Origin of the sequence: Sphingopyxis sp. OAS728, from assembly GCF_014873485.1 — a bacterium.
Lineage (GTDB): Bacteria > Pseudomonadota > Alphaproteobacteria > Sphingomonadales > Sphingomonadaceae > Sphingopyxis.
Window position 1 is genome coordinate 2307229 of record NZ_JADBDT010000001.1, and the last position, 22889, is coordinate 2330117.

Consider the following 22889-nt stretch of genomic DNA (forward strand, 5'->3'; position numbering starts at 1 on the left):
AATGGCCGCCCCTCGCTTTTTGAGGCTCCAGCGACTATATCGCTCTCATGTACGACTATGTCTCCGTAACCGCCGCCGATGCTGCGGCCCCCGCCCGCGTTCGCGACGGCACGATCAAGCTCCATGACGAGGCGGGCTTTGCCGGCATGCGCAAGGCGGGTCGACTGTCGGCGGAAATCCTCGACGCGCTCGTTCCCTTCGTCCAGCCGGGCGTGACCACCGCCGAGATCGACGACCTCGTCCGAACGATGATGCTCGATGGCGGCGGCATTCCCGCGACCTTGGGCTATCGCGGTTTCACGCACAGCTGCTGCACCAGCATCAACCATGTCGTCTGCCACGGCATTCCCGACGACAAACCGGTGCGCGAGGGCGACATCGTCAACATCGACGTCACCAGCATCGTCGATGGCTGGCACGGCGACACCAGCCGCATGTATCTGGTCGGCGATGTGCCGATCAAGGCGAAGCGCCTCGTCGAAATCACCTATGAATGCCTGATGCTCGGCATCGAGCAGGCAAAGCCCGGCAACCGCATGGGCGACGTCGCGCATGCGATCCAGACGCATGCCGAACGCCACCGCTATTCGGTCGTCCGCGATTTCTGCGGCCACGGCCTCGGCCAGATGTTCCACGATGCGCCCGAGGTCGTCCACGCCGGCCGCCCCGGCACGGGCCCCGAGCTTCGCCCCGGCATGTTCTTCACGATCGAGCCGATGATCAACACCGGCAAATATGCGGTGAAGATGCTCGCCGACGGCTGGACCGCGGTGACGCGCGACCGCTCGCTCTCGGCGCAGTTCGAGCACAGCATCGGCATCACCGAAACCGGCTGCGAGATTTTCACCGCCAGCCCGAAGGGTCTGAACGCGCCGCCCTGGGCGTAAGTCAGCCCCCTCTCTTACCCCCCAATTTCCCGCTTGCACCCGTGCGCCTTCGCGCGCAGTCTTGACGTTAACGTCAACGATAGGCGTCGAACGGGAGAGCAAGGGATGGCGAAACGGGTCTTTACGGCCGCGCTGCTGGGCTGCGCGGCATTGGCACTGGCTTCATGCAACGCATCGAAGAATGACAGCATCTCGGGCGGCGGATCGCTCGACGATGCCGAGAAGGCCAGCGAGACCCTGCTCAAGACCGGCGGCAACGGCGACGACTGGGGCGGCATCGGCTATAGTTACGACGAACAGCGCTTCAGCCCGCTGACCGATATCAACGACAAGAATGTGGGCGAACTCGGCATCGCCTGGACCGCCGACCTCGACGATGCGCGCGGACAGGAAGCCACACCAGTGGTCGTCGACGGCGTCATGTATGTCACGCACGCCTGGTCGAAGGTCAGCGCATGGGACGCCGCGACCGGCAAGCCGCTGTGGAAATTCGACCCCAAGGTTCCCGGCGAGCGCGCGGTTAGCGCCTGCTGCGACGTGGTCAACCGCGGCGTCGCCGTCTGGGGCGACAAGGTCTTCGTCGGCGCGCTCGACGGCCGCCTGATCGCGCTCGACAAAAAGACGGGCAAGGAGCTGTGGTCGACGCAGACCTTTGACACGTCGAAGCCCTACACGATCACCGGCGCGCCGCGCGTCGTGAAGGATATGGTGTTGATCGGCAACGGCGGCGCCGAATTCGGCGTGCGCGGCTATGTCACCGCCTATGACGCCGATACGGGCAAGGAGCGCTGGCGCTTCTACACCGCGCCGAACCCGACCAAGGCGAAGGACGGCGCAGCCTCCGACGATATCTTCGCAACTAAGGCCAACGCCACCTGGTCCGACAAGGGCGAGTGGCAGACCTCGGGCGGCGGCGGCACCGTGTGGGACGCGATCGTCTACGACAAGGACCTCGACCAGATCTATCTCGGCGTCGGCAACGGCAATCCGTGGAACCATGGCACGCGCTCGAATGGCGAAGGCGACAACTGGTTCCTCTCCTCGGTCGTCGCGCTCGATGCCACGACGGGCAAGTATAAATGGCACTATCAGGAGACGCCGGGCGAGACGTGGGACTACACCGCGACCCAGCCGATCATCCTCGCCGAGCAGGCGGTGAACGGCAAACCGACCAAAGTGCTGTACCATGCGCCGAAGAACGGCTTTTTCTTCACCATCGACCGCGCGAACGGCAAGCTGATCGACGCAAAGCCTTTCGTCGACGGGATCAACTGGGCGACCGGCTACGACATGGCGACGGGCCGCCCGATCGAGACGCCGGAGGCCCGTTTCTACAAGACCGGCAAGCCCTTTATCGCGATCCCCGGCGCACTCGGCGCACACAATTGGCATCCGATGAGCTACAACCCCGCGACGGGCCTCGTCTACATCCCGGCGCAGCAGATCCCGCAGGCTTATTTGCAGGACATGACCGAACTCGACAAACGCAAGGTCGTCGGGTTCAACATCGGCTCGTCGCTCACCGCGACGATGATGCCCGACGACAAGGCGGCCTATCGCGCCGCCGTCGCGGCCACCACCGGCCGCCTCGTCGCCTTCGATCCGGGCACCGGCAAGGTCGCCTGGGCGGTCGATCACCCCGCCGCATGGAATGGCGGCACGATGACGACTGCGGGCAACCTCGTCTTTCAGGGCACCAGCCTCGGCCGCTTCCGCGCTTATGCAGCCGACACCGGCAAGCAATTGCTCGACCTCGACATGCAGTCGGGGATCGTCAGCGCGCCCTCGACCTTCCGCGTCGGCGGCGTGCAATATATTGCCTTCCAGACGAGCAAGGGCGGCGCCTTCCCGCTCGTCGCCGGGGTCGCGGGCGGCGCGACGCGCAAGATCCCGAACATCCCGCGCCTGATCGTCATGAAGATCGGCGGCACGGTGAAGCTCCCCGCCCCGCCCGCCTCCGCCGCGCTCGCATGGAACCCGCCGCCAATGACCGCCTCGCCCGCGCAGGTTGCGGCCGGCAAGGCGCATTTCGGGCGCTATTGCATCGTCTGTCATGGCGACAGCGCGATCGGCAACGGCTTCACCCCCGACCTCCGCGTTTCGGGCACGCTTGCCAATGCCGACGCGTGGAAGGGCGTCGTGATCGGCGGCGCGCTGAAAGACCGTGGTATGGTCAGTTTCGCCAATGTCCTCACCCCCGCCGATGCCGAGGCGATTCGCGCCTATGTCATCGAGCGGTCGAACTGGACGAAGACCAATCTGGCGGACTCCTCGGCGCCGATGGGACGCTGACTGCTCAAAATTTAGGCAATCGAATAACGCCGTTGCTCACCCCTTGGGCAGCGGCGTTCTTTCGTTTCAAATTTCTTACCAAATCCCCGCGATTCGCCAATTGGCACGGCTTTTGATTGGTGCAAGATGGCGGGACATCGCACCGACTCGACGGCAGACCGGACCAGGCACGCCTGATCCGGCTTGACGCGCAAGGAGCGGCGGCCAGCCCAAAGGGGGACAAAAAGCGTGAAGAAGATTGAGGCGATCATCAAGCCGTTCAAGCTCGACGAAGTGAAGGAAGCGCTGCACGAAGTCGGTGTCAGCGGCATCACCGTCACCGAGGCAAAGGGTTTCGGCCGGCAGAAGGGTCACACCGAACTCTATCGTGGTGCAGAATATGTCGTCGACTTTCTGCCCAAGGTGAAGCTGGAGGTCATCGTCGAAGACTCGATGGCCGAACGCGTCGTGGAGGCAATCGCCGCCGCTGCGCAGACGGGCCGTATCGGCGACGGCAAGATCTTCGTCATTCCGGTCGAAACCGCGCTTCGCATTCGCACCGGCGAACGCAACGAGGACGCGCTTTAATCTTTCGCACTTTTCGAAAACCCGAAAACCCCCGGCACGCCGGATCATTTCGCAAGAAGGAAGCATAGACGATGGCTACGAAGCCCAAGGATATCATCGCGCGGATCAAGGAAAACGACATCGAGTGGGTCGACCTGCGTTTCACCGACCCCAAGGGCAAGTGGCAGCACCTGACCATGGTCGCCTCGGTCCTCGGCGAAGACGAGCTCGAAGACGGCCTGATGTTCGACGGTTCGTCGATCGAAGGCTGGAAGGCGATCAACGAGTCGGACATGATCCTCAAGCCCGACCTCGACGCCGTTTATGACGATCCCTTCTCGGCCACTCCGATGCTCGTGATCTTCTGCGACATCGTCGAACCCTCGACCGGCGAAGGCTATGCCCGCGACCCGCGCACCACCGCGAAACGCGCCGAGGCCTATGTCGCCTCGACCGGCATCGGCGACACCGTCTATGTCGGCCCCGAAGCCGAATTCTTCATGTTCGACGACGTCCGCTTCGAAACGGGCTACAACAAGTCGGGCTTCGAGATCGACGATATCGAGCTGCCGACGAACACCGGCCGCAGCTATGAAGGCGGCAACCTCGGGCACCGTCCGCGCGCCAAGGGCGGTTACTTCCCCGTCGCGCCGGTCGACAGCGCCGTCGACATCCGCGCCGAAATGGTCTCGACGATGCTCGAACTCGGCCTGCCGTGCGACAAGCATCACCATGAGGTCGCCGCCGCGCAGCACGAACTCGGCCTGACCTTCGGCACGCTCACCGAAACCGCCGACCGCATGCAGATCTACAAGTACGTCGTGCATCAGGTCGCGCATGCCTATGGCAAGACCGCGACCTTCATGCCGAAGCCGATCAAGGACGATAACGGCAGCGGCATGCACACCCACATCTCGATCTGGGAAAAGGGCAAGCCGCTCTTCGCGGGCAACGGCTATGCCGGCCTTTCGGACATGTGCCTCTATTTCATCGGCGGCGTCGTCAAGCACGCCAAGGCCCTCAACGCCTTCACCAACCCGACGACGAACAGCTACAAGCGCCTCGTCCCCGGTTTCGAAGCGCCGGTGCTGCTCGCTTATTCGAGCCGCAACCGTTCGGCCTCGTGCCGCATCCCGTACGGCGCGGGCGCCAAGTCGAAGCGCGTCGAATTCCGCTTCCCCGACGCGATGGCGAACCCCTATCTGTGCTATTCGGCACTGCTGATGGCGGGTCTCGACGGCATCCAGAACAAGATCCACCCGGGCGACCCGATGGACAAGAATCTGTACGACCTACCGCCCGAGGAACTGAGCGAAGTCCCGACCGTCTGCGGCAGCTTGCGCGAAGCGCTCGACAGCCTGATGGCCGACCACGACTTCCTGCTAAAGGGCGACGTGTTCTCGAAGGACCAGATCGAAGCTTATGTCGAACTGAAATGGGACGAAGTCTACCGGTTCGAACAGACCCCGAGCCCGGTCGAATTCGACATGTACTACAGCGCCTGATCCCAGCGATCAGTTACGCCACGGGAGGGCGTCCGGTTCGGGGGAACCGGGCGCCCTTTCCTGTTGGGTGTCGGCGCCACGAAAGCGCGGCCCTCCACTTGTGGTAAACTGGCGGGGTTGCGGTCCCTCCGGACGGGTGGCAGGTTGGTATCGGGTGGGCTTGATCGCGAAAGGCTGTTTGTTCATGCGGATACGCGTCCTCGCCGCCCTCTCCCCTTTGATCTTGGCATCTTGCGGCGGAGGAGGAGGAGGAAGTGGTGGCGGAGGTGGCGGCACCCCGCCCACGGCCAACGCCCCGCCGACCTTCACATCGCTCCAGACTGCAAGCATCGCGGAAAACACGGCCGCCGCCTATCAGGCGACGGCAACCGATCCCAATGGTGACGCGCTGACCTTTGCAATCGACGGCGGCGCCGATGCGGCGCTGTTTTCGATAACGACGGCCGGTGCGCTGCGCTTCAACGCCGCGCCCGATTACGACCTGCCCGGCGACACCAATGGAGACAATGTCTATACGGTCCAACTGCGCGTCAGCGACGCGAACGCAAGCGCGACGCAGATGGTCAACATCACCGTGACCAACAGCCGCGAAGGCATTGCCGTTGCGCGCGTCGGCACGGGCTTCAGCCAGCCCCTCTATGTCGCGCCCATTCCCGGCAGCAGCAACGTCTATGTCGTCGAGAAGGGCGGCAATGTGTACCGCTTCGATCCCGCCAACGGCAACCGGACGCTCGTCCTCGATATCACCGACATTTCCACGAACGGCGAACGCGGCCTGCTGGGGCTCGCGGTATATCCCGACCATGCCACCTCGCAGCGGCTGTTCGCCGTCGCCACCGCGACCGACGGCGCAGTGCAGGTGCGCCGTTACACGCTGGGGCAACCGAACTCGTCGACCACCTATGACACGGTGCTGAGCATCCCGCATTCGGAGAACAGCAACCATAATGGCGGCTGGATCGGCTACGGTCCCGACGGCCACGTCTATGTCGCCGTCGGCGACGGTGGCGGCAGCCTGGCGAACAATGCGCAGAATACGAACTCGCGGCTCGGCAAGATCCTACGCTTCGCGGTCGGCGCCGGGGGCAACAGCTACAGCGCCGCGCCGGGCAATCCATATCTCGCGGGCGGCGGCGATCCCTATGTCTTTGCGCTCGGTTTCCGCAATCCGTTCCGCGCCTCTTTCAACGGTTCGACGCTCGTGATCGGCGACGTCGGCGAAGGCGCGGTGGAGGAAGTCGATATCGTCACGACCAGCCAGCCGGGGCTCAATTTCGGCTGGCCGTTCCGCGAAGGTACGCGCGCGAATTCCGGAACCCCGCCCGCCGGCCTCGTCAATCCGGTCGCCGAATATCTGCATGGCAGCGGGCTGCGCGAAGGGAGCACCGTCACGGGCGGCTATGTCTATCGCGGCCCGGTGACCTCGCTTCAGGGGCAATATGTCTTCGGCGACTTCATCTCGAGCAATTTCTGGACCGTCCCTTTCTCCAGCTTCATCGCCGGACAGACGCTCCCCGCATCGCGCTTCGCCCGCCGCAACGAGGACTTCGCCCCCGATGCGGGAACGCTCAGCCAGGTCGCCTCCTTTGGCGAGGACAGCGCCGGGAATCTCTTCATCGTTAGCCTCGGCGGCGATATTTTCATGGTCCGCCCGGGCTAACGGCTTGCAGCCTTTTGAGGCGCGCGGCACAAGGACGCCTCCACAGGAGGCCCCCCCATGAAATCTTTGCCCTTTACCGCTCTCGTCGCGCTGCAACTCGCGCTCGCCCCGGCCGCGCAGGCCAAGCTGACGAAAGCCGAAAGCGGCATGGCAAAGACGGTCGAGGCCGAGCAGGCGCGCTCGCTCGCGCTGCTCGAAAAGCTGGTCAACCAGAACAGCGGCTCGCTCAATCTCGAGGGGGTCGAGAAGGTCGGGCAGATGATGCGCGCCGAACTCGAGCCCTTGGGCTTCAAGGTCGAGTGGAAGCCGATGACCGACACCGGCCGTGCCGGCCATCTGATCGCGACGCACATCGGCAAGCCCGACACCAAGCGCCTGCTGCTGATCGCGCATCTCGACACGGTGTTCGAGCCGGACTCGCCCTTCCAGAAATTCACCCGAAAGGGCGATATGGGTGAAGGCCCCGGCGCGGGTGACGACAAGGGCGGGATGGTCGTGATCGTCGCGGCGCTGCGCGCAATGAGGGCGGCGGGTACCCTCAACGACGCGAATATCGAAATCCACATGACCGGCGACGAGGAAGATTCGGGCAGCCCGATCGAGAAAGCGCGCGCCGACCTGATCGCCGCGGGCAAGCGCAGCGACGTCGCGCTCGATTTCGAAGGATTGGTGCGCGACAACGGCGCCGATATGGGATCGGTCGCGCGACGTTCGTCGGACAGCTGGAAGGTCGTCGCGACGGGCAAGAGCGCGCACAGTTCGGGCATCTTCAGCGCCGCGGCGGGCGACGGCGCAATCTATGAGCTGACACGCATCATCCAGCGCTTTCGCACCGAACTTCCCGAACCGAACCTGACCTTCAACGTCGGGCTGATCGCGGGCGGGCAGCAGGCCGAACTCGACGCCGCGGGCATCCGCGCGACCGCGAACGGCAAGACCAATATCATCGCGCCGATCGCGATCGCACGCGGCGACCTCCGCGCGCTGTCGGGCGAACAGATCACGCGCGTGAAGGCGAAGATGACCGCGATCGTCGCCGAGCATGCCCCCGGCACCGGTGCGACGATCAGCTTCGATCCCGGCGGCTATCCGCCGATGGCGCCGACCGACGGCAATCGCGCGCTGCTCACAAAATTGAACGGCGTGAACCGCGACCTCGGGCTCGCCGAAATGGCGCCGCTCGATCCGCTGAAGCGCGGCGCGGGCGACATCAGCTTCGTCGCTGCCGACGTTGACGGGATCGCGGGACTCGGACCGTATAGCACCGGCGACCACGCCCCGGGCGAGGCGGTCGATATCCCCAGCATCGCGCGGCAGGCGACGCGCGCTGCCATCCTGATGTCACGCCTTTCTGCTGAAAAGCGCTAAACTGCCGTCTTTGGCAGTTGGCCTCGCTTGATTCATTTGCCACAGTGATTAGGTAGCAATCCGAGACGGAATTGACCGCCGATGGGAGACAGGACATGAGCACCGAAACGCATCTCAAGCAGAATTACATCGGCGGCCGCTGGGTCGACAGCAAGGGCGGCAAGCCGCACGACGTGATCAACCCCGCCACCGAAGAAGCCGCCTCGACGATCGTCCTCGGCACCGCCGCCGACGTCGACGACGCCGTCGCTGCGGCACGCGAAGCTTTGAAGAGCTGGTCGCAGACGACGCGCGAAGAGCGTCTCGCGCTGCTGAACCGCATCGTCGAAGAATATAAGAAGCGCGCGCCCGACCTCGCGAAGTCGATGGCGAGCGAAATGGGCGCCCCGGTCAGCTTTGCGGGCACCGCACAGGTCGGCGCCGGCATCGGCGGCTTCCTCGGCACGATCGCGGCGCTTCAGGATTTCAGCTTCACCGAAAAATATGCCGCGGGCGTCATCGCCTATGAACCGATCGGCGTCGTCGGCATGATCACGCCGTGGAACTGGCCGCTCAACCAGATCGCGCTCAAGGTCGCCCCCGCACTCGCCGGCGGCAACACGATGGTGCTGAAGCCCTCCGAAGAATGCCCCGGCAACGCGACAATCTTCGCCGAAATCCTCGACGCCGCGGGTGTCCCGCCGGGCGTGTTCAACCTCGTCCAGGGTGACGGCCCGACCGTCGGCAACGCGATCAGCGCGCACCCCGGCATCGAAATGGTGAGCTTCACCGGCTCGACCCGCGCCGGCATCCTCGTCGCCAAGGCGGCGGCCGACACCGTCAAGCGCGTCCATCAGGAACTCGGCGGCAAGTCGCCGAACATCGTCCTGCCCGACGCCGACTTCGCCGCGGTGCTGCCGCCGACGGTGCAGGGCGTGCTCGTCAATACCGGCCAGAGCTGCATCGCCCCGACGCGCATCCTCGTCCAGAAGGACCGCGAAGCCGAAGCCGTCGGCGTCATCAAGGCGATGTTCGATGGCACACAGGTCGGCGATCCGCAGGCCGAGGGCGGCCATATCGGCCCCGTCGTCAACAAGGCGCAGTTCGACAAGATCCAAGGCCTGATCCAGTCGGCGATCGACGAAGGCGCGACGCTGGAGACCGGCGGCACCGGCCTGCCCTCAAACGTCAACCGCGGCTATTACATCAAGCCGACGGTCTTCTCGGGCGTCACGCGCGACATGCGCATTGCGAACGAGGAAATCTTCGGTCCCGTCGCAACGATCATGGCCTATGGCGACCTCGAAGAGGCGGTCGATATCGCCAATGACACCGAATATGGTCTGTCGGCCGTCGTCTCCGGCGATCCTGCCAAGGCCGCGGAAATCGCGCCGAAGCTGCGCGCCGGCATGGTCGCGGTCAACGCTTGGGGACCCGGCCCGGGCGCGGCGTTCGGCGGCTACAAGGCGTCGGGCAACGGCCGCGAAGGTGGCCTGTTCGGGCTCAAGGATTTCATGGAAGTGAAGTCGATCAGCGGCATTCCCGGCTGATAACTCCCCTCCCGCTTGCGGGAGGGGTCGGGGGAGGGCCTGTCGCGTAGCGAACCCTCCCCGCTGCGACTAGCGAGCAAGCTCGCAAGTCTCACTGCCCCTCCCGCTTGCGGGAGGGGTTTTGCTTTGGGCCGATAGCGATTATGCGCCGCCCATGACCACCCGCTCACCGCTCGCCCCCGACTCATTTCCGGTCCTCCCCGACATCGCCGGGGTTACGCGCCGCGTCGCGCGCGCGCAGTACAAGAATTGGGACCGCTGCGACCTCACCTATGTCGAGCTCGCACCCGGCACGACGGTCGCGGGCGTGTTCACGCGCAACATCTGCTGCTCGTCCGAAGTCGAACTCGGCCGCGAGCAAGTCAAGGGCGGCAAAGGCCGCGCGCTGATCGTCAACGCGGGCAACAGCAATGCCTTCACCGGCTATCGCGGGCGCGAGGCGGTCGAACAAATCATGGGTCAGGTCGCGGACCATCTCGGCTGCGAGCCGAACGAGGTCTTCGTGAGTTCGACCGGCGTCATCGGCGTGCCGCTCCCCAAGGACAAGGCGCGCGCCGGAGTCGCGGCCGCGCTCACGGCAGAGTCCTGCTCATGGGAAGACGTCGCCGACACCATCGGCACCACCGACACCTTTGCCAAGGGCTCCGCCGCCAGCGCGATCGTCGGCGGCACGACAGTCCACGTCGCCGGGGTCGTCAAGGGATCGGGCATGATCGCACCCGACATGGCGACGATGCTCGGCTATATCTTCACCGACGCCGCAGTCGCACCCGCGCTGCTGCAGGCGATGCTGAGCGAAGCGACCGGCGGCAGCTTCAACAGCATCACCGTCGACAGCGACACCTCGACCAGCGACACCGTGCTGCTGTTCGCGACCGGGCAGGCTGGCAACGCCGTGCTGACCACGCGCGATGACCCCGGCGCCGACGCGCTTTACGCGGCGATCCGCGAAGTCGCGCTCGACCTTGCACATCAGGTGGTGCGCGACGGCGAAGGCGCGTCGAAATTCATCGAAATTCAGGTAACCGGCGCGACCAGCGACGACAGCGCCAAACGCGTCGCGCTCGCCATCGCCAACTCGCCGCTGGTGAAGACCGCGATCGCGGGCGAGGACGCGAACTGGGGCCGCGTCGTGATGGCAGTGGGCAAGGCGGGCGAACCCGCCGACCGCGACAGGCTCGCGATCCGTTTCGGCGATCATTGGGTCGCGAAGGACGGGCTACCCGTCGACGGCTATGACGAGGCGCCGGTTGCGGCGCACCTCAAAGGCCAAGACATTCGCGTTGGCGCGGATTTGGGCTTGGGCGAGGGCCGCGCGACCGTCTGGACGTGCGACCTAACCCACGGATATATCAGCATCAATGCCGATTATCGCAGCTGAGCTGCGCATAGGAAATCCGTTCGCATCGAGCGAAGTCGAGATGTCCATCGATATGGCACAAGGCCGATGGGTGTCTCAACTTCGCTCGACACGAACGGACTAAAGGGCCGTTTACAGCGCGCCTTCGAGCCAGCCCTTGAGCGCGCTCTTCGGCGCGGCGCCGACCTTGGTGTCGGCGATCTCGCCGTTCTTGAAAAGGATCATCGTCGGGATGCCACGCACGCCATATTTGGCGGGGGCGTTCGGATGATCGTCGATGTTCAGCTTTGCGATCACCACCTTTTCGCCGAGTTCGTCGGCGATTTCCTCGAGCGACGGGCCGATCATCTTGCACGGACCGCACCATTCGGCCCAGAAATCGACGAGCACGGGGGTGTCGCTGTCGAGGACGTCGGCCTGAAAGCTGTCGTCGCTGATTGCCTTGGTACCCATATCTTGGACTCCTGAAATATCGTTGCACCCAAACTAGGGTGTCGCTGCGTCCGGCTCAAGGGCTGAACCCGGCAAATTCGCCTTGGTTGCCGCCAAGCCGGGCTTGTGCGCGTCGAGCAACGCGTCGTCGAGCCAAATCGGCCGCGCGGCGGCGGTATAAAGCAGCGCCACCTCGACCCGGCGTCCCGGGAAAATCACCGCGAGCGCATCGCGGTACGCCGCCATCTGGCGCAGATAGGCGGGCGCGACATCGGCGGCGGTGGCGGGAACATGCCGCCCGGTCTTATAGTCAATCACCGTCACCACTGCGTCGGTGACGAGCAGCCGGTCGACGATCCCCGCGACGACAATGCCATCGACCACCGCCGACAGCGGCACCTCTCCCAGCGATCCCGGCCCGAACAGCGCGGCATGCGCCGGATCCTCGATCACCGCGAGTATCTCGTCGACCATCGCCGCGCGCATCGCCTCGTCGAGCGCGGCGGCCTGCACCGACAGCCAGTGCAACGCCGCAGCGCGCCGACGCTCGGGCGCCACGGGCGGCAGCCGCTCGAACAGCGCATGGAGCAGCAGCCCGCGCTCGACCGCGACCGCACGCTCGCCGCCTTGCGGCGGCGCCGCGACATCGTCCTCGCCCAGCGCCGACGGCGCGAGCGGGCGCGGCGGGCGCGCTTCCTCGGACGCCGGTTTCAGCGCCCAATCGGGTATCGCGACGGCCCGCGCGGCCGCCGCGGGCTTGTCGCGATGCCGCGCCCACGCTTTCGGATTCACGGCATGGACGCGCTTCTGCCCCCAGCGCGGCCCGGCGTCCTGCCAACCGAGCCCCATGCCCTCCATCACCCCGTCGACCGCAGCATGCCAGCAGAGTTCGGGCAGCGATCGGTCTTCCTTCTTGGTGATACCGGTGACGATCAGCAGTTCCTCGGCGCGCGTCATCGCGACATAGAGCAAACGCCAATGCTCCTCGATCTCGGCCTGCGCCTTCCGGTCGTGCGCCGCAGCAACCGGCCCGTGGCGTTCTTCTTTCGACAGACCGAACACCGGCAGCCGGTCCCAACCCGCAAGCGACAGGTCGAAGCCGCGCTGGCGCTGCACCGGATCGTCGGTCGCATCGGCGAGGATGACGATCGGCGCCTGCAATCCCTTCGACCCGTGCACCGTCATCACGCGCACGACATTGCTGCGCGCCTCGGTCTGGCGCTTGATATCGGCGCGGCTCGCCTCGACCTCGCTCAGAAAGGCGAGCAGCGAGGGTGTGTGCAATCTTTCGAACGCCAGCGCCTGGTTCAGCAATTCGTCGATCGGGTCGCGCGCCTCGCGCCCCAGCCGCGCATAGAGCCGCCGCCGTCCCTGCATCGGCCCCGACAGCACGCGGTCGAGGAAGCGATAGGGCGTCGTGAAATCGGCCATGCCGAGCAGATGACGCAGCGCCGTCATCGTCTCAGCCGGCACCTCGGCCTCGCGATCGCGCAGCCGCTCCCACAAGGCGCGCTTGCCGCGCCCGTGCGCAAAGGCGAACAGATCGTCCTGCGACCAGCCGATCAGCGGCGATACCAGCAGCGCCGCGAGGTTCAGATCGTCGAGCGGCTGGATCGCGAAACGCATCGCCGACAACAGATCCTGCACGCCGAGCGGCTGCGTCAGCGCAAAGCGATCGACACCCGCGACGGGCACGCCAAGCGACTGCAACCGCGCAACGATCCGCGCCGCAAGATCGCGGCGGCGGCGGACGAGGATCAAGATATCGCCCGGCGCGACGCTGCGCCCGTCCTTGCCGTGCAGCGTCCAGTCATGGACCTCGTCGGCAAGCGCGCGCGACAGGCGGAGGCTCGCGGGATCGCTCGCGGGAGCGAGCGGATCGCCGCCCTCGCCGCCTTCCTCTTCGCCGCCATCCTCTTCATCGGCGTCGGCCGCGAACGCCTTGCCGACCGGCAGCGGCTGCCACAGTTCGACACGCCCCGGATGCTCGCTGCGGAACGGCTCGTGCGGTGGCTCGTCGCTCGCGAGGCCCATGAGTTCGGTTCCGCCGCGCGCCACCCATTCGTCGACGACGTCGAGCACCGCGGGGCTCGACCGGTAATTGGTGACGAGGTCGACCTCGGCGAACGGCTGGCCGCCGTCGGCCGCCCATTCGCCGAAACGGATGCGCGCCGCCTCGAATGCTGCGGGCTCGGTGCCCTGAAAGCCGAAGATCGCCTGTTTGCGGTCGCCGACGGTGAACATCGTGCGGATGCGCTCGTCCTTCGCGCCCGTCCCCGCGAAAAATTCCTCGGCGAGCGCGGCGACGATCGCCCACTGGCGCGTGTTGGTGTCCTGCGCCTCGTCGACCAGGATATGGTCGGTGCGCTGGTCGAGCTTGAAGCGCACCCATTCGCCGAACTGCCCGAGCCGCAGCAGCGACCCCGCAATCGCGATCAGATCGTCGAAATCGGCAAGCCCGCCCTCGCGCTTCGCCAGCGCATAAGCCTCGGCAAAGCGGCTCCCCAGATCCCACGCCGCGGCCAGATCGTCGGCGACGCGCATCGCGGCGGCAGTCGCCAGCAATGCCTGCGCGGTTTCGACGATCCGCACCGCGCTGTCGACGCAATCGGTCATCCGCCCCTTGTCGCCCGCGAAGTCCGCGCGGAGTTCGCCCTTGCCGGTCAGGAAGCAGCCGAGCAGGCCGTCCAGCGTCGCGGCGCGCGCGGACGCATCGGCAGCCAGCCAACCCGCCATCGCGTCGGCACAGGCAAGCCCGGTCTTCGTCCCCCAACCCGCCCCGCTGGCCGCGACGGCATGGACATGCGTATCGGCGATCGCCCCCTCCGCGATCCGCGCCGCCAGCCACGCCTCGGCATCGCCATCGGGCAACCCCAGCGCCGCGCGCAGGTCATGCCCGCGCGGCGGCAATATCCGCGTCTGGAACGGCGCGGCAAAGGCATGGGCGCAGCGCACGAGGAACGCCATCGCGGCATCCTGCCCCATCCGCCGCGACAGCATGGCCGCATGGCCGCGCATTGCATCGCCCTCGGCGCCGGGCTGCCCCAGCAGCTTGCCCATCACCTGCCGCTGCAGATCGGCCGCCTCGCCCTCTTCGAGCGCGCGGAAGCCCGGCATGATCTTCGCCTCGAGCGGGAAGCTCGCGAGCAGGGTCTGGCAGAAGCTGTGGATCGTCTGCACGCGGATCGCGCCCGGCGCGCTGTCGATCACGGTGGCAAAGAGCGACCGCGCGCGGTCGAGAATGCCCGGTTGCTGCCAGTCGGCGCCGAGTGCGTTGAGGTCGACGCGCAAATCGCCGTCGTCCATCCGCACCCAGAGCGCGAGCCGCTCGTGAATGCGGTGCGCCATTTCCGCGGCGCCCGCCTTGGTGAAGGTGATGCACAGGATCGCATCGGGCGCGACCCCCGCGAGCATCAGCCGCAGCACGCGCGCCGACAAGACCTGCGTCTTGCCCGTCCCCGCCGACGCGCCGAGCCAGACATGCTCGTCGGGCTGCGCCGCCGCCTGCTGCCCCGGATCGAGATCGTGGAGCCGCGTCATGGTACGTCGCCTCCCCGCCCGAACCATTCGTCGCGGCGCATCAGCTGGTCGTAATCGGTAAAGCGCTTCGCATTGTCCCCCGGCGCGAACACGCCGTCGCCGAGCAGATAGGCGGCCGTGAGTTCGGCGAACGCGTCATAAGCTCGCGCGACCGCCTCTTCGGCGGTCTTGAGCTTGCGCCGGCTCCCATGCGTCGGCGCGATGCTGCCGCCCGTGCCCTTGGCGCGGTCGGCCTTGAGGCTCCAATATTCGAGCGCGTTGATCGGTCCCGCCGCAACCCCGTCGACCTTGCCCATTTCGGCGAGCAGGCCGAGCAGCCCCAATTGATTGTCGAGACCGTCCGCCGCCGCGCTGCCGCTCGGCGCCGCGCCGGTCTTGTAGTCGACGATCGCGAGGCCGCCGTCGGCGAGCCGGTCGATGCGGTCGGCCTTGCCCGTCAGGCGGATGCCGTCCAGCTCGTGTACGCCGCTGACCTCGGTCGCGATCGGCTCGCGCCCTTCCGTGCGCGCCGCCCATACACGCTCGGCCGCCCAGCGCAGCGCCGGCTCGATCCGCGGGAACCAGAAAGCCCGCGCGAGCGCGTCGAGCGCCGGGTCGTCGAGCAGGCGGCCGATTTCGACCTCGAGCGCTTCGGGCGTCGCGCCCGCGCGCTGCCAATCCTCCAGAAACGCATGGACGCGCGTGCCGAGCCAGCGCGGATCGGGGCCTGCGCGCAACGGGTCGAGCACCGAAAGCCGCAGGATTCGTCCCGCGTAAAAGCCGTACGGGTCCTTCGCGAGCAGGTCGACACCGGTCACGCTGATCTGATCGGGCCGCGTATCGGCGGGCGGCCGCGGCTGCGGCATCGGCGCGGACGCGACCGGCCCCGGCGGCACATCGAGTGCTGCCGCCAGCGCCACTACGCTCTCACCGCCCAGCCGCGCCTCGGGCAAGTCGCCCGCGAGCGCCGCGAGGCGGAGCCAGAAGCGCGACGCGACCGCCGGATCGCCACCACTACGCATCGCGCGCGTCACCACCACTTCGCGCGCCGCAAAGGCGCCCGCGAAATCATGCGCCGCCGCGCCCTGCTGGCGTTCGGGCGCCGCGAGCCCGAGCATCCGCCGGATGCCCGGCGCGAGCCACGGATCGGGGCTCTGCTGCTGCGGCCAGCGCCCCTCGTCGAGCCCGCCGAGGATCATCACATCGGCGCGCTGCAACCGTGCTTCGAGCAAGCCCCAAATGAACAGCCGCGGATGCCCGCCATAGGGCGGCCGCACGCTTTCGCCCGACAGCAGATCGGTGAGCATCGCCGGGAAATCGGCGGGTGCGACCAGCGCGGGGCCATCGCCCTTTGCCAAGGCCCAGCGGTCGAAGAGTTCGGACAGCGCGCGTCCGGCATGGCCGGTCCATGCGCCCTCACCGGTCAGCCAGCCAAGCGCCGCCTGCAAGGCGCGGAGCAGGACGGGCGGCGGCGCGGACGCGCCCGCGGCGAAGGGCGCAAGCGCGGCGCCGAGCCCTGCCGCGACATCGGCCCACCAATCGGCGACCAGCGCCGCCTCGCCATGGCCGCGCGCCTTCGGATCGGCGGCGCGTTCGGCGATCCGGGCGGTCACACCTTCCCAGCCGGGCACCAAACCGGGGCCGCGCAGGACAAGGTCGAGCCGCCGTACCTGATCGAGCCAGCCCAATCGCGCCTCGCCCGCGCGCACCAGCGGATGCCCGAGCAGCGCGACCAGCCGCACCGGATCGAACGCCGCCGCGAACTCGGCGAGCGCGAGCAGCAGCGCGCCCGGCGGCGTCTGCCCCAGCGGCTGCCCCGCGCTGTCGTCGACCGAAATGTCCCAGCGCGCGAGCGCCGCCGCGACGCGCGTCGCGAGCGCGCGGTCGGGCGTGACCAGCGCGGCGGTGCGCGCGGGCGTTTCGAGCGCGTGGCGCATCATCAGCGCGATCCCCTGTGCCTCCTGCCCGTCATCGGCAAACACCGCCGCGCTGACCCCGCTTATGCCGCGTCCGAGATCGCCTGCCTGCTGCCAGCGCGCAGTGTAGGCGGCAGGCGCGAAGAGCAGCGAGGTGAAGGGCGCGCGCGCATCGGGACCGTCGAAGGGCGACGTCGCGCCCCACGGCTGCACCTCGTCTCGCGACACGCCCATGCGCCCGAGCAGCAGCTTCAGATGATATTGCGGGTGCGTTTCGAGCGGGCGTTCATGAGGCTTCTCCGGGTCGGCCTTCACCGGCCCGAGCGCGTCCCACTCCTCGTCCGCCATGCCAAGGTCGAGCCCCGGCAGCACGACCATGCCGTCGGCGAGGTCGGCGACGGTGCGCAGCAGCCGCGCGATCGCGGGCGCCGCCGTCGTCACACCCGCCGCGACGACGAAGCGCGCGGGCGGCGCGATGCGCCATCCCCTCGTCACGCGCGCGAGCAGGCGGTTACGGCGATCGGCGCGGTCGATCTGCCCCGTCTCGGCAAGCAGCTTCGGCCACTGATCGACAAGCAGCGACAATCGCCGCCACGACGCCTGCCAATGCCCCGCCAGATCACCGAGCGCGCTTTCGATGTCGGCGAGCCGCGCCGGCGCGATCTCCTCATAATGGAGCTGGTCGATCACGCGCCCCAGCCCCTCGGCAAGCTGGAACGCCGCCGCGCCGGTGATCGGGTCTTCGCCGGCGGGATTATGTTTCTCGATCAGCGCGGCAAGCATCAGCCGCCGCTTCAGCGCGTCGATCGCGGGCGGGATCGCATCGCTTTCGTCGATCGGATCGAGCGCGAGGGCCACCGATTCATCGAGGTCGGCGTCGCCGATCACCGCAAGCCGCGGCATCAGCAGCCCCGAACCGCCCGCGCGCACGAACGCCGCCTGCACCGCGCTCCGCGCACGGTTGCTCGGCAGTATGATCAACCCTTGCGCGAGCCCCAGCGCGCCGTCGGCGTAGCGCGCGATCAACCCGGCGGCGAGCGCATCGGCGAAGGCCCGCTGGACCGGAATGGAAAAGACGGTCGGTTTGGCGTCAGCCATCCGTCAGCGCGGCTTCGGTCGGCGCGATGCTCGCCGGGGTGCCGACGTCGAACCACTGCCCCATGTGCGACAAGCCATAGAGCCGCCCCGCCGCGATCGCGCGGTCCCAGAGGATGTTGGTCGAAAACGCCCCTTCGGGTGCATTGTCGAGCAGCCGCGGCGAAATGAGCTGGATGCCGGTATAGACGAAGGGCGCGATGCGCCCCGGTTTGCGGCGCGACAGCTTGCCGTCGCCATCCATATGGAAATCGCCGCGCCCGCCATGCCCCGTCGCGCTCGCCTGCCGGATCAGCAGCAATAGCGCGTCCATCTTGTCGCCGTCCCAATGACGCGCGAGATGGCGGATGCTGTCCTGCGGCCCGTCGGTCCAGATATTGTCGCTGTTGACGATCAGGATCGGGTCGCCCGTCAATTGCGGCAGCGCCTTGACCATCCCACCGCCGGTTTCGAGCAGCAGGTCGCGCTCATCCGAAATCGCGATCGTGAACTTGCGCTTCTGCGCCGCCAGATGCGCTTCCAATGCGTCGGCGAGATAATGGACGTTGACGACGACATGCTCGACGCCCGCCGCCTCGATGCGGTCGAGGCTGTGGTCGATCAGCGCCTTGCCGGCGACGCGCACCAACGGCTTGGGCCGCGTCGCGGTCAGCGGACGCATGCGCTTGCCGATCCCCGCCGCCATCACCATCGCGCTTTCGATTTTCACGCTCACAGCCAAGCCTCCGCCCGTTTCGAAGCGGGGACATTGGCGTCGAACCATTGCCGAACGGGGACAAGCGCCGGATGCGCGAGGTCGCGTTCGAGCAGCCCCCACATGCGCGGCTGGAAGCTTTTGTAATGCGGCTTGTTGTCGCGTTTCCACAGGCGGACGAAGACGCCGAGGATGCGCGTATTGCGCTGTGCCGCGAGCGCCCAATAGGCGTTCTCGATGTCCTGCCCGGTTGCCGCCTGATAGCGCGCGAGCATCGCCGCCTCGACCGCCGGGCTCACATCGCGCCGCGCGTCCTCAAGCACCGAGGCGAGGTCATAGGCCGGATGGCCGACCAGCGCGTCCTGGAAATCGAGCAGCCCATAATGGGCGATGCCCTGCTTGCCCGGCACCAGCATGATATTTTCGGCATGATAGTCGCGCAGCACGGTGACGCGCGGCAGGCCGTCATTCTCGACCGGCGTCAGCACCTCGGCCCATGCGGCGCGAAACGCGTCGCGGTCGACCTCGATATCGAACGCCGGGCAATACCAGTCGCTGAACAGCATCACCTCGTCGAGCCACTGGTCGAGCCCGTGCACCGGCAGCCCGTCCATCGGCGCCCGCGCATGCAGGTGGACGAGCAGGTCGGTGACGCCGGCGTAGAGGTCTACCTCGCGATGCAGCGCCTCGTCGGCCGTTTCGCGCAGCCGCACGTCGCCGAAATCGTCGATCAGCAGCAGCCCCTGCTCCAGATCGCGCGCGAGGATCGTCGGCGCGGTCAGCCCCTGTTCGCACAGATATTCAGCGACCGCGATGAATGGCCGCGGATCCTCGTGCGGCGGCGGCGCGTCCATCAGCACCGCCTGCCGGTGGCCGTCGACGATCCGGAAATAGCGACGAAACGACGCATCGCCGGCGAGCGGCAAAATCTGGGCATCGCCCCAGCCGTGCGCGGCGAGAAAGGCGGGCGCATGGGGGGGCGGAATCATCAAAGCGGCCATCTTGCTCCCCAAGCGGGCGGCACTGTCGCTGTCAAGACGCGCGCGTCGCCGTCGCCCGAAATCGCGAGGAGCAGCGCTGCGGGCCAACCGCCCGCGCCGAGCCGTTCGGGCCATTCGATCAGCAGCGCGCCGTCATAAAGATAGTCGTCGAGCCCGAGTTCGATCAGCTCGTCTTCGTCCTCGATCCGGTAGAGATCGACATGCGCGATGGGCAGGTCGGTCTCGGGCGGCGCATAGGGCTGGACGATCGCAAAGGTCGGGCTGGGGGCTTCGCCCGCGAGCCCGCGCGCCTTCAGCATCGCGCGCGCCAGCGTCGTCTTGCCCGCGCCGAGATCGCCCGACAGCGCAACGACGTCACCGGGCATCAGCGCCGCGCCGATCGCGGCGCCGATCCGTTCGGCTTCGCTCAGATCATATCGGGTGGAAAAATCGGTCATGCGCCGCGCGGCAGACTGATCCGCACGAGCGTTCCCTGCCCCTGCTCGCTGACGACTTCCATCGTCCCGCCGTGCGCCGCGACGAGCTGGCGCGCAAGCGCGAGACCGATCCCGCCCGATGCCGTGCCCGCCTGCTGTCCTTGAGTCACCGCCGTCACCGCCTCGGGAATACCGGGGCCATTGTCCGACACGATGATATCGACCCCGCGCGCATCGCCCGCGGCATGGAGCAGCACGCGCGCGCCGGTCCGCCGCGTCGGCACGGTGTAGCGGACCGCATTGTCGAGCAGCCCCGCGACAAGCCGCGACAGGCGGGGAGCGTCGCCCGCAATCTCGCCGAGATCGGGCGCCAGATTGCCGACCAGTTCGACCTTCTCGCCGTCCGCAAGCAGTTTGGCTTCGGCGAGCGCGCCTTCGAGCAGTGCGCGGACGTCGACCGGCTCACGCTCGACCGCCAGCGTCCCCGCCTCGCCCTGCGCAAGGTCGAGCACATTGTCGATCTGGCGCCCCAGCACAGCGACCGAATCCATGATCGCGTCGACATAGGCGCGCTGCTGGTCGCCGAGCTTGCCGGCATAGCCCGCCTGCAACATCTCGCCGAACCCGCCGATCGAGGTCAGCGGCGTGCGCAGTTCATAACTCATCCGCGACAGGAAGGCGGTCTTGACCTGATCGGCCGCCTCGAGCGCCTCGTTGCGTTCGCGCAGCGCGCCTTCCATCTTCCGGCTCGGCGTGATGTCGAGCATGATGAGCAGCGCATTGCCGTCGGGCAGCGGGATCGACGCGAAATCGAAATAGCGGCCGTCGGCGAAACCGATTTCGCCGCCGCGCTGTTGCCGTTCCAGGGTCGCGGCGCGGATGACTTCCTGCACGACGCTGATCTGGTTCGGTTTGACCAGCCGGTCGGCGAGGCCGCCCATCAGCGCGTCGACGCGCGGATGGGCCGCAAGCGTCCCCTCGTCGATGCCCCACAGGCGGCGGAAGCGCTGGTTCCACAAATGCAGCCGCCCGTCGGGGGCGAACACCGCGATCGCCTCGAACAGATTGTCGAAGGTCGCGGTGCGGACGCGCAGCAGCGTGTCGCGCGCGCCCGCGAGTTGCACCTGCTCGGTCTTGTCCTCGGCGATCAGCAGCATCCCGCCGTCGGGGGTCGGCTGGGCGACGACGTGGAGATGCGTTCCGTCGCGCAGCAGCCAGTCCTCCTCGCTCGCCCCCGGCTGCGCGAACCAGTCGACATGCGCCTGCCGCCATTCGGGATAGTTGCGTACTTCGGGCGTCCGCCCGCCCTCGCGCCATGCATCGAGCAGGCGCGCGAAGGGTGCCGCCTCAGCGACCTCGTCGGCGTCGAGTCCGAACAGGCGGCGGAACGGCAGGTTGGCAAAGCTCAAGCCCTGGTCGGGGCCGAATTGCGCGACCGCCGCCGACAACCGGTCGAGCAGCTCGCGCTGGGTATCGACGAAGCGGCGGTGCGCGCCGCGCTCGCTTTCGAGCTCCTGAATGTCGATCGCATAGCCCGCGATGCCGATCACCCGGCCGCCCTCGGGGGCCAGCGGCACATCGACGACGCGCATGATCCGCCGCTCGCCCTCGATCGTCACGGGAATGGTGCGGACCTGCGCCGATCCGGCGGCGCGCGCATCGTCGGCGGCTTCGGCGGCGCTCACGCCCGCGACGGTTTCGCACAGCTCGATCGCGCCATCGATCACCGCGGCGGCGCTTCTCGCTTCGACCGCGCGGACATAGGCCTTGTTGACCAGCGCGAGCGCGAGGTCGGTATCGCGGAACCACATCGGGAACGGCGCGGCCTCGATCAGCCCCGACAAGGCTTCGAAGGCCGCCATCGCCTCGTCGCGCTCGCTGCGCGCGTGCGCCAGCGCCTGCTGCCCGTCGGTCGCATCGCTCAGCCAGAGCAGCACGCCGCCCGGCCCGCCGACGGCATTCGGCGCCGCCGCGCCATGGACGATGATCGTGCGATTGCTGCTCTCGGGCCGAAGGCTCAGCGTAAAGGGTTTGGCGCCGCGCTGCGCGCCGAGGATCGCTTGCCGCAACGCGTCATGCCCCTGCGCGTCCAGCCCGCTGCCGAGCCCGCGCAGTTCGTCGAAATTGCGCGGGCCGCGCTCGAGCCCCAGCCAGCGCCCGAGCCGCTCGCTCGCCTCGATCCGCCAGTCGGCGCGGACGATGACGGGAAGCTGCGGCGACGCCTCGACCAAGCTGGCGAGCCGCTCGGCCTGCCCCGCGACGAAGGCCGAGCGGCGCTGCATCGCGATCCCGCGTCCCACCGCCCACAATCCTGCGAGCAGCCACAGCGCGGCGAACAGGCCGGTAGCGAACAAGGCTGTTGCCGACTGAATCATGACCATTGCGCCGGTTGGGCAGGAAAATCGGGACAATGGCCTGAGAGCATCTTGTCCCACTATCGCCAGTATCGAGCCGATTCAATCGTCGGACGTCGAAGCGTCGCACAACGGCGTCGCAATAGCGAAAACGCGGCATCTCCACCCGCCGAATTTCGTCGAAATTCGCTTGACTTGCCTGTCCCGCTTTGAAACCTTTTGGGCATGCCCGCATCAGGCCGCGCCGTAAAAATGGTAGGACAGGGCTCGGCTTGACCTTTTGTAAATGTCCCGTGGGCACAATACGAACGAGTA

At 67.3% G+C, this 22889-nt stretch carries 15 protein-coding genes; 8 read left to right on the forward strand and 7 right to left on the reverse strand.

What is annotated here, in order from left to right:
• Positions 1–47 precede the first annotated feature (47 nt).
• The 8 genes from map (at position 48) to argJ (ending at position 11168) form a co-directional block, all read left to right on the forward strand.
• Positions 48–887 carry a type I methionyl aminopeptidase gene (gene map / locus GGC65_RS10795; RefSeq protein ID WP_192647160.1) on the forward strand — a complete coding sequence of 280 codons (840 nt, stop codon included), beginning with the start codon at positions 48–50 and terminating at the stop codon, positions 885–887.
• Positions 888–992: 105 nt separating this feature from the next.
• Entirely contained in the window at positions 993–3179 is a 2187-nt protein-coding gene (locus GGC65_RS10800) for a PQQ-dependent dehydrogenase, methanol/ethanol family (RefSeq protein ID WP_192647161.1), read from the forward strand.
• 228 nt (positions 3180–3407) lie between these two features.
• On the forward strand, positions 3408–3746 hold the full coding sequence (locus GGC65_RS10805; protein ID WP_037518110.1) for a P-II family nitrogen regulator: 339 nt from the start codon (positions 3408–3410) through the stop codon (positions 3744–3746).
• Between the two features lie 71 nt (positions 3747–3817).
• The gene (gene glnA, locus GGC65_RS10810; protein ID WP_192647162.1) at positions 3818–5230 is read left to right on the forward strand and encodes a type I glutamate--ammonia ligase; all 1413 of its coding nucleotides are present in this window, start codon (positions 3818–3820) and stop codon (positions 5228–5230) included.
• A gap of 184 nt (positions 5231–5414) precedes the next feature.
• Positions 5415–6890 carry a PQQ-dependent sugar dehydrogenase gene (locus tag GGC65_RS10815; protein ID WP_192647163.1) on the forward strand — a complete coding sequence of 492 codons (1476 nt, stop codon included), beginning with the start codon at positions 5415–5417 and terminating at the stop codon, positions 6888–6890.
• 57 nt (positions 6891–6947) lie between these two features.
• A complete protein-coding gene (locus GGC65_RS10820) occupies positions 6948–8258 on the forward strand; it encodes a M20/M25/M40 family metallo-hydrolase (protein WP_192647164.1) in 1311 nt (436 codons plus the stop codon).
• A 95-nt stretch (positions 8259–8353) separates the two neighbouring features.
• Positions 8354–9787 (forward strand): aldehyde dehydrogenase family protein, encoded by a 1434-nt coding sequence (locus tag GGC65_RS10825; RefSeq protein WP_192647165.1) that lies wholly within the window; start codon positions 8354–8356, stop codon positions 9785–9787.
• A gap of 154 nt (positions 9788–9941) precedes the next feature.
• Complete coding sequence (gene argJ, locus GGC65_RS10830; protein ID WP_192647166.1) at positions 9942–11168, forward strand: bifunctional glutamate N-acetyltransferase/amino-acid acetyltransferase ArgJ; 1227 nt, start codon at positions 9942–9944, stop codon at positions 11166–11168.
• Positions 11169–11279: 111 nt separating this feature from the next.
• On the opposite strand, the gene trxA is transcribed toward argJ, so the two are convergent.
• The 7 genes from trxA to GGC65_RS10865 are packed head-to-tail and all read right to left on the reverse strand — an operon-like array spanning position 11280 to position 22595.
• Positions 11280–11600, reverse strand: coding sequence for a thioredoxin TrxA (trxA, locus tag GGC65_RS10835; RefSeq protein WP_062176521.1), 321 nt, complete (start codon positions 11598–11600; stop codon positions 11280–11282).
• A 33-nt stretch (positions 11601–11633) separates the two neighbouring features.
• Positions 11634–15119 (reverse strand): double-strand break repair helicase AddA, encoded by a 3486-nt coding sequence (addA, locus tag GGC65_RS10840; protein WP_192647167.1) that lies wholly within the window; start codon positions 15117–15119, stop codon positions 11634–11636.
• Positions 15116–18112 carry a double-strand break repair protein AddB gene (addB, locus tag GGC65_RS10845; RefSeq protein WP_192647168.1) on the reverse strand — a complete coding sequence of 999 codons (2997 nt, stop codon included), beginning with the start codon at positions 18110–18112 and terminating at the stop codon, positions 15116–15118. Before addB ends, addA begins: the two co-directional genes overlap by 4 nt.
• Complete coding sequence (locus GGC65_RS10850; RefSeq protein ID WP_318780154.1) at positions 18105–18824, reverse strand: nucleotidyltransferase family protein; 720 nt, start codon at positions 18822–18824, stop codon at positions 18105–18107. The genes addB and GGC65_RS10850 overlap by 8 nt, the downstream gene beginning before the upstream one ends.
• A complete protein-coding gene (locus GGC65_RS10855) occupies positions 18821–19792 on the reverse strand; it encodes an aminoglycoside phosphotransferase family protein (protein ID WP_192649498.1) in 972 nt (323 codons plus the stop codon). The genes GGC65_RS10850 and GGC65_RS10855 overlap by 4 nt, the downstream gene beginning before the upstream one ends.
• Positions 19792–20241 carry a tRNA (adenosine(37)-N6)-threonylcarbamoyltransferase complex ATPase subunit type 1 TsaE gene (tsaE, locus tag GGC65_RS10860; protein WP_192647170.1) on the reverse strand — a complete coding sequence of 150 codons (450 nt, stop codon included), beginning with the start codon at positions 20239–20241 and terminating at the stop codon, positions 19792–19794. The genes GGC65_RS10855 and tsaE overlap by 1 nt, the downstream gene beginning before the upstream one ends.
• Positions 20238–22595 carry a PAS domain-containing sensor histidine kinase gene (locus tag GGC65_RS10865; RefSeq protein WP_192647171.1) on the reverse strand — a complete coding sequence of 786 codons (2358 nt, stop codon included), beginning with the start codon at positions 22593–22595 and terminating at the stop codon, positions 20238–20240. The genes tsaE and GGC65_RS10865 overlap by 4 nt, the downstream gene beginning before the upstream one ends.
• Positions 22596–22889 lie beyond the last annotated feature (294 nt).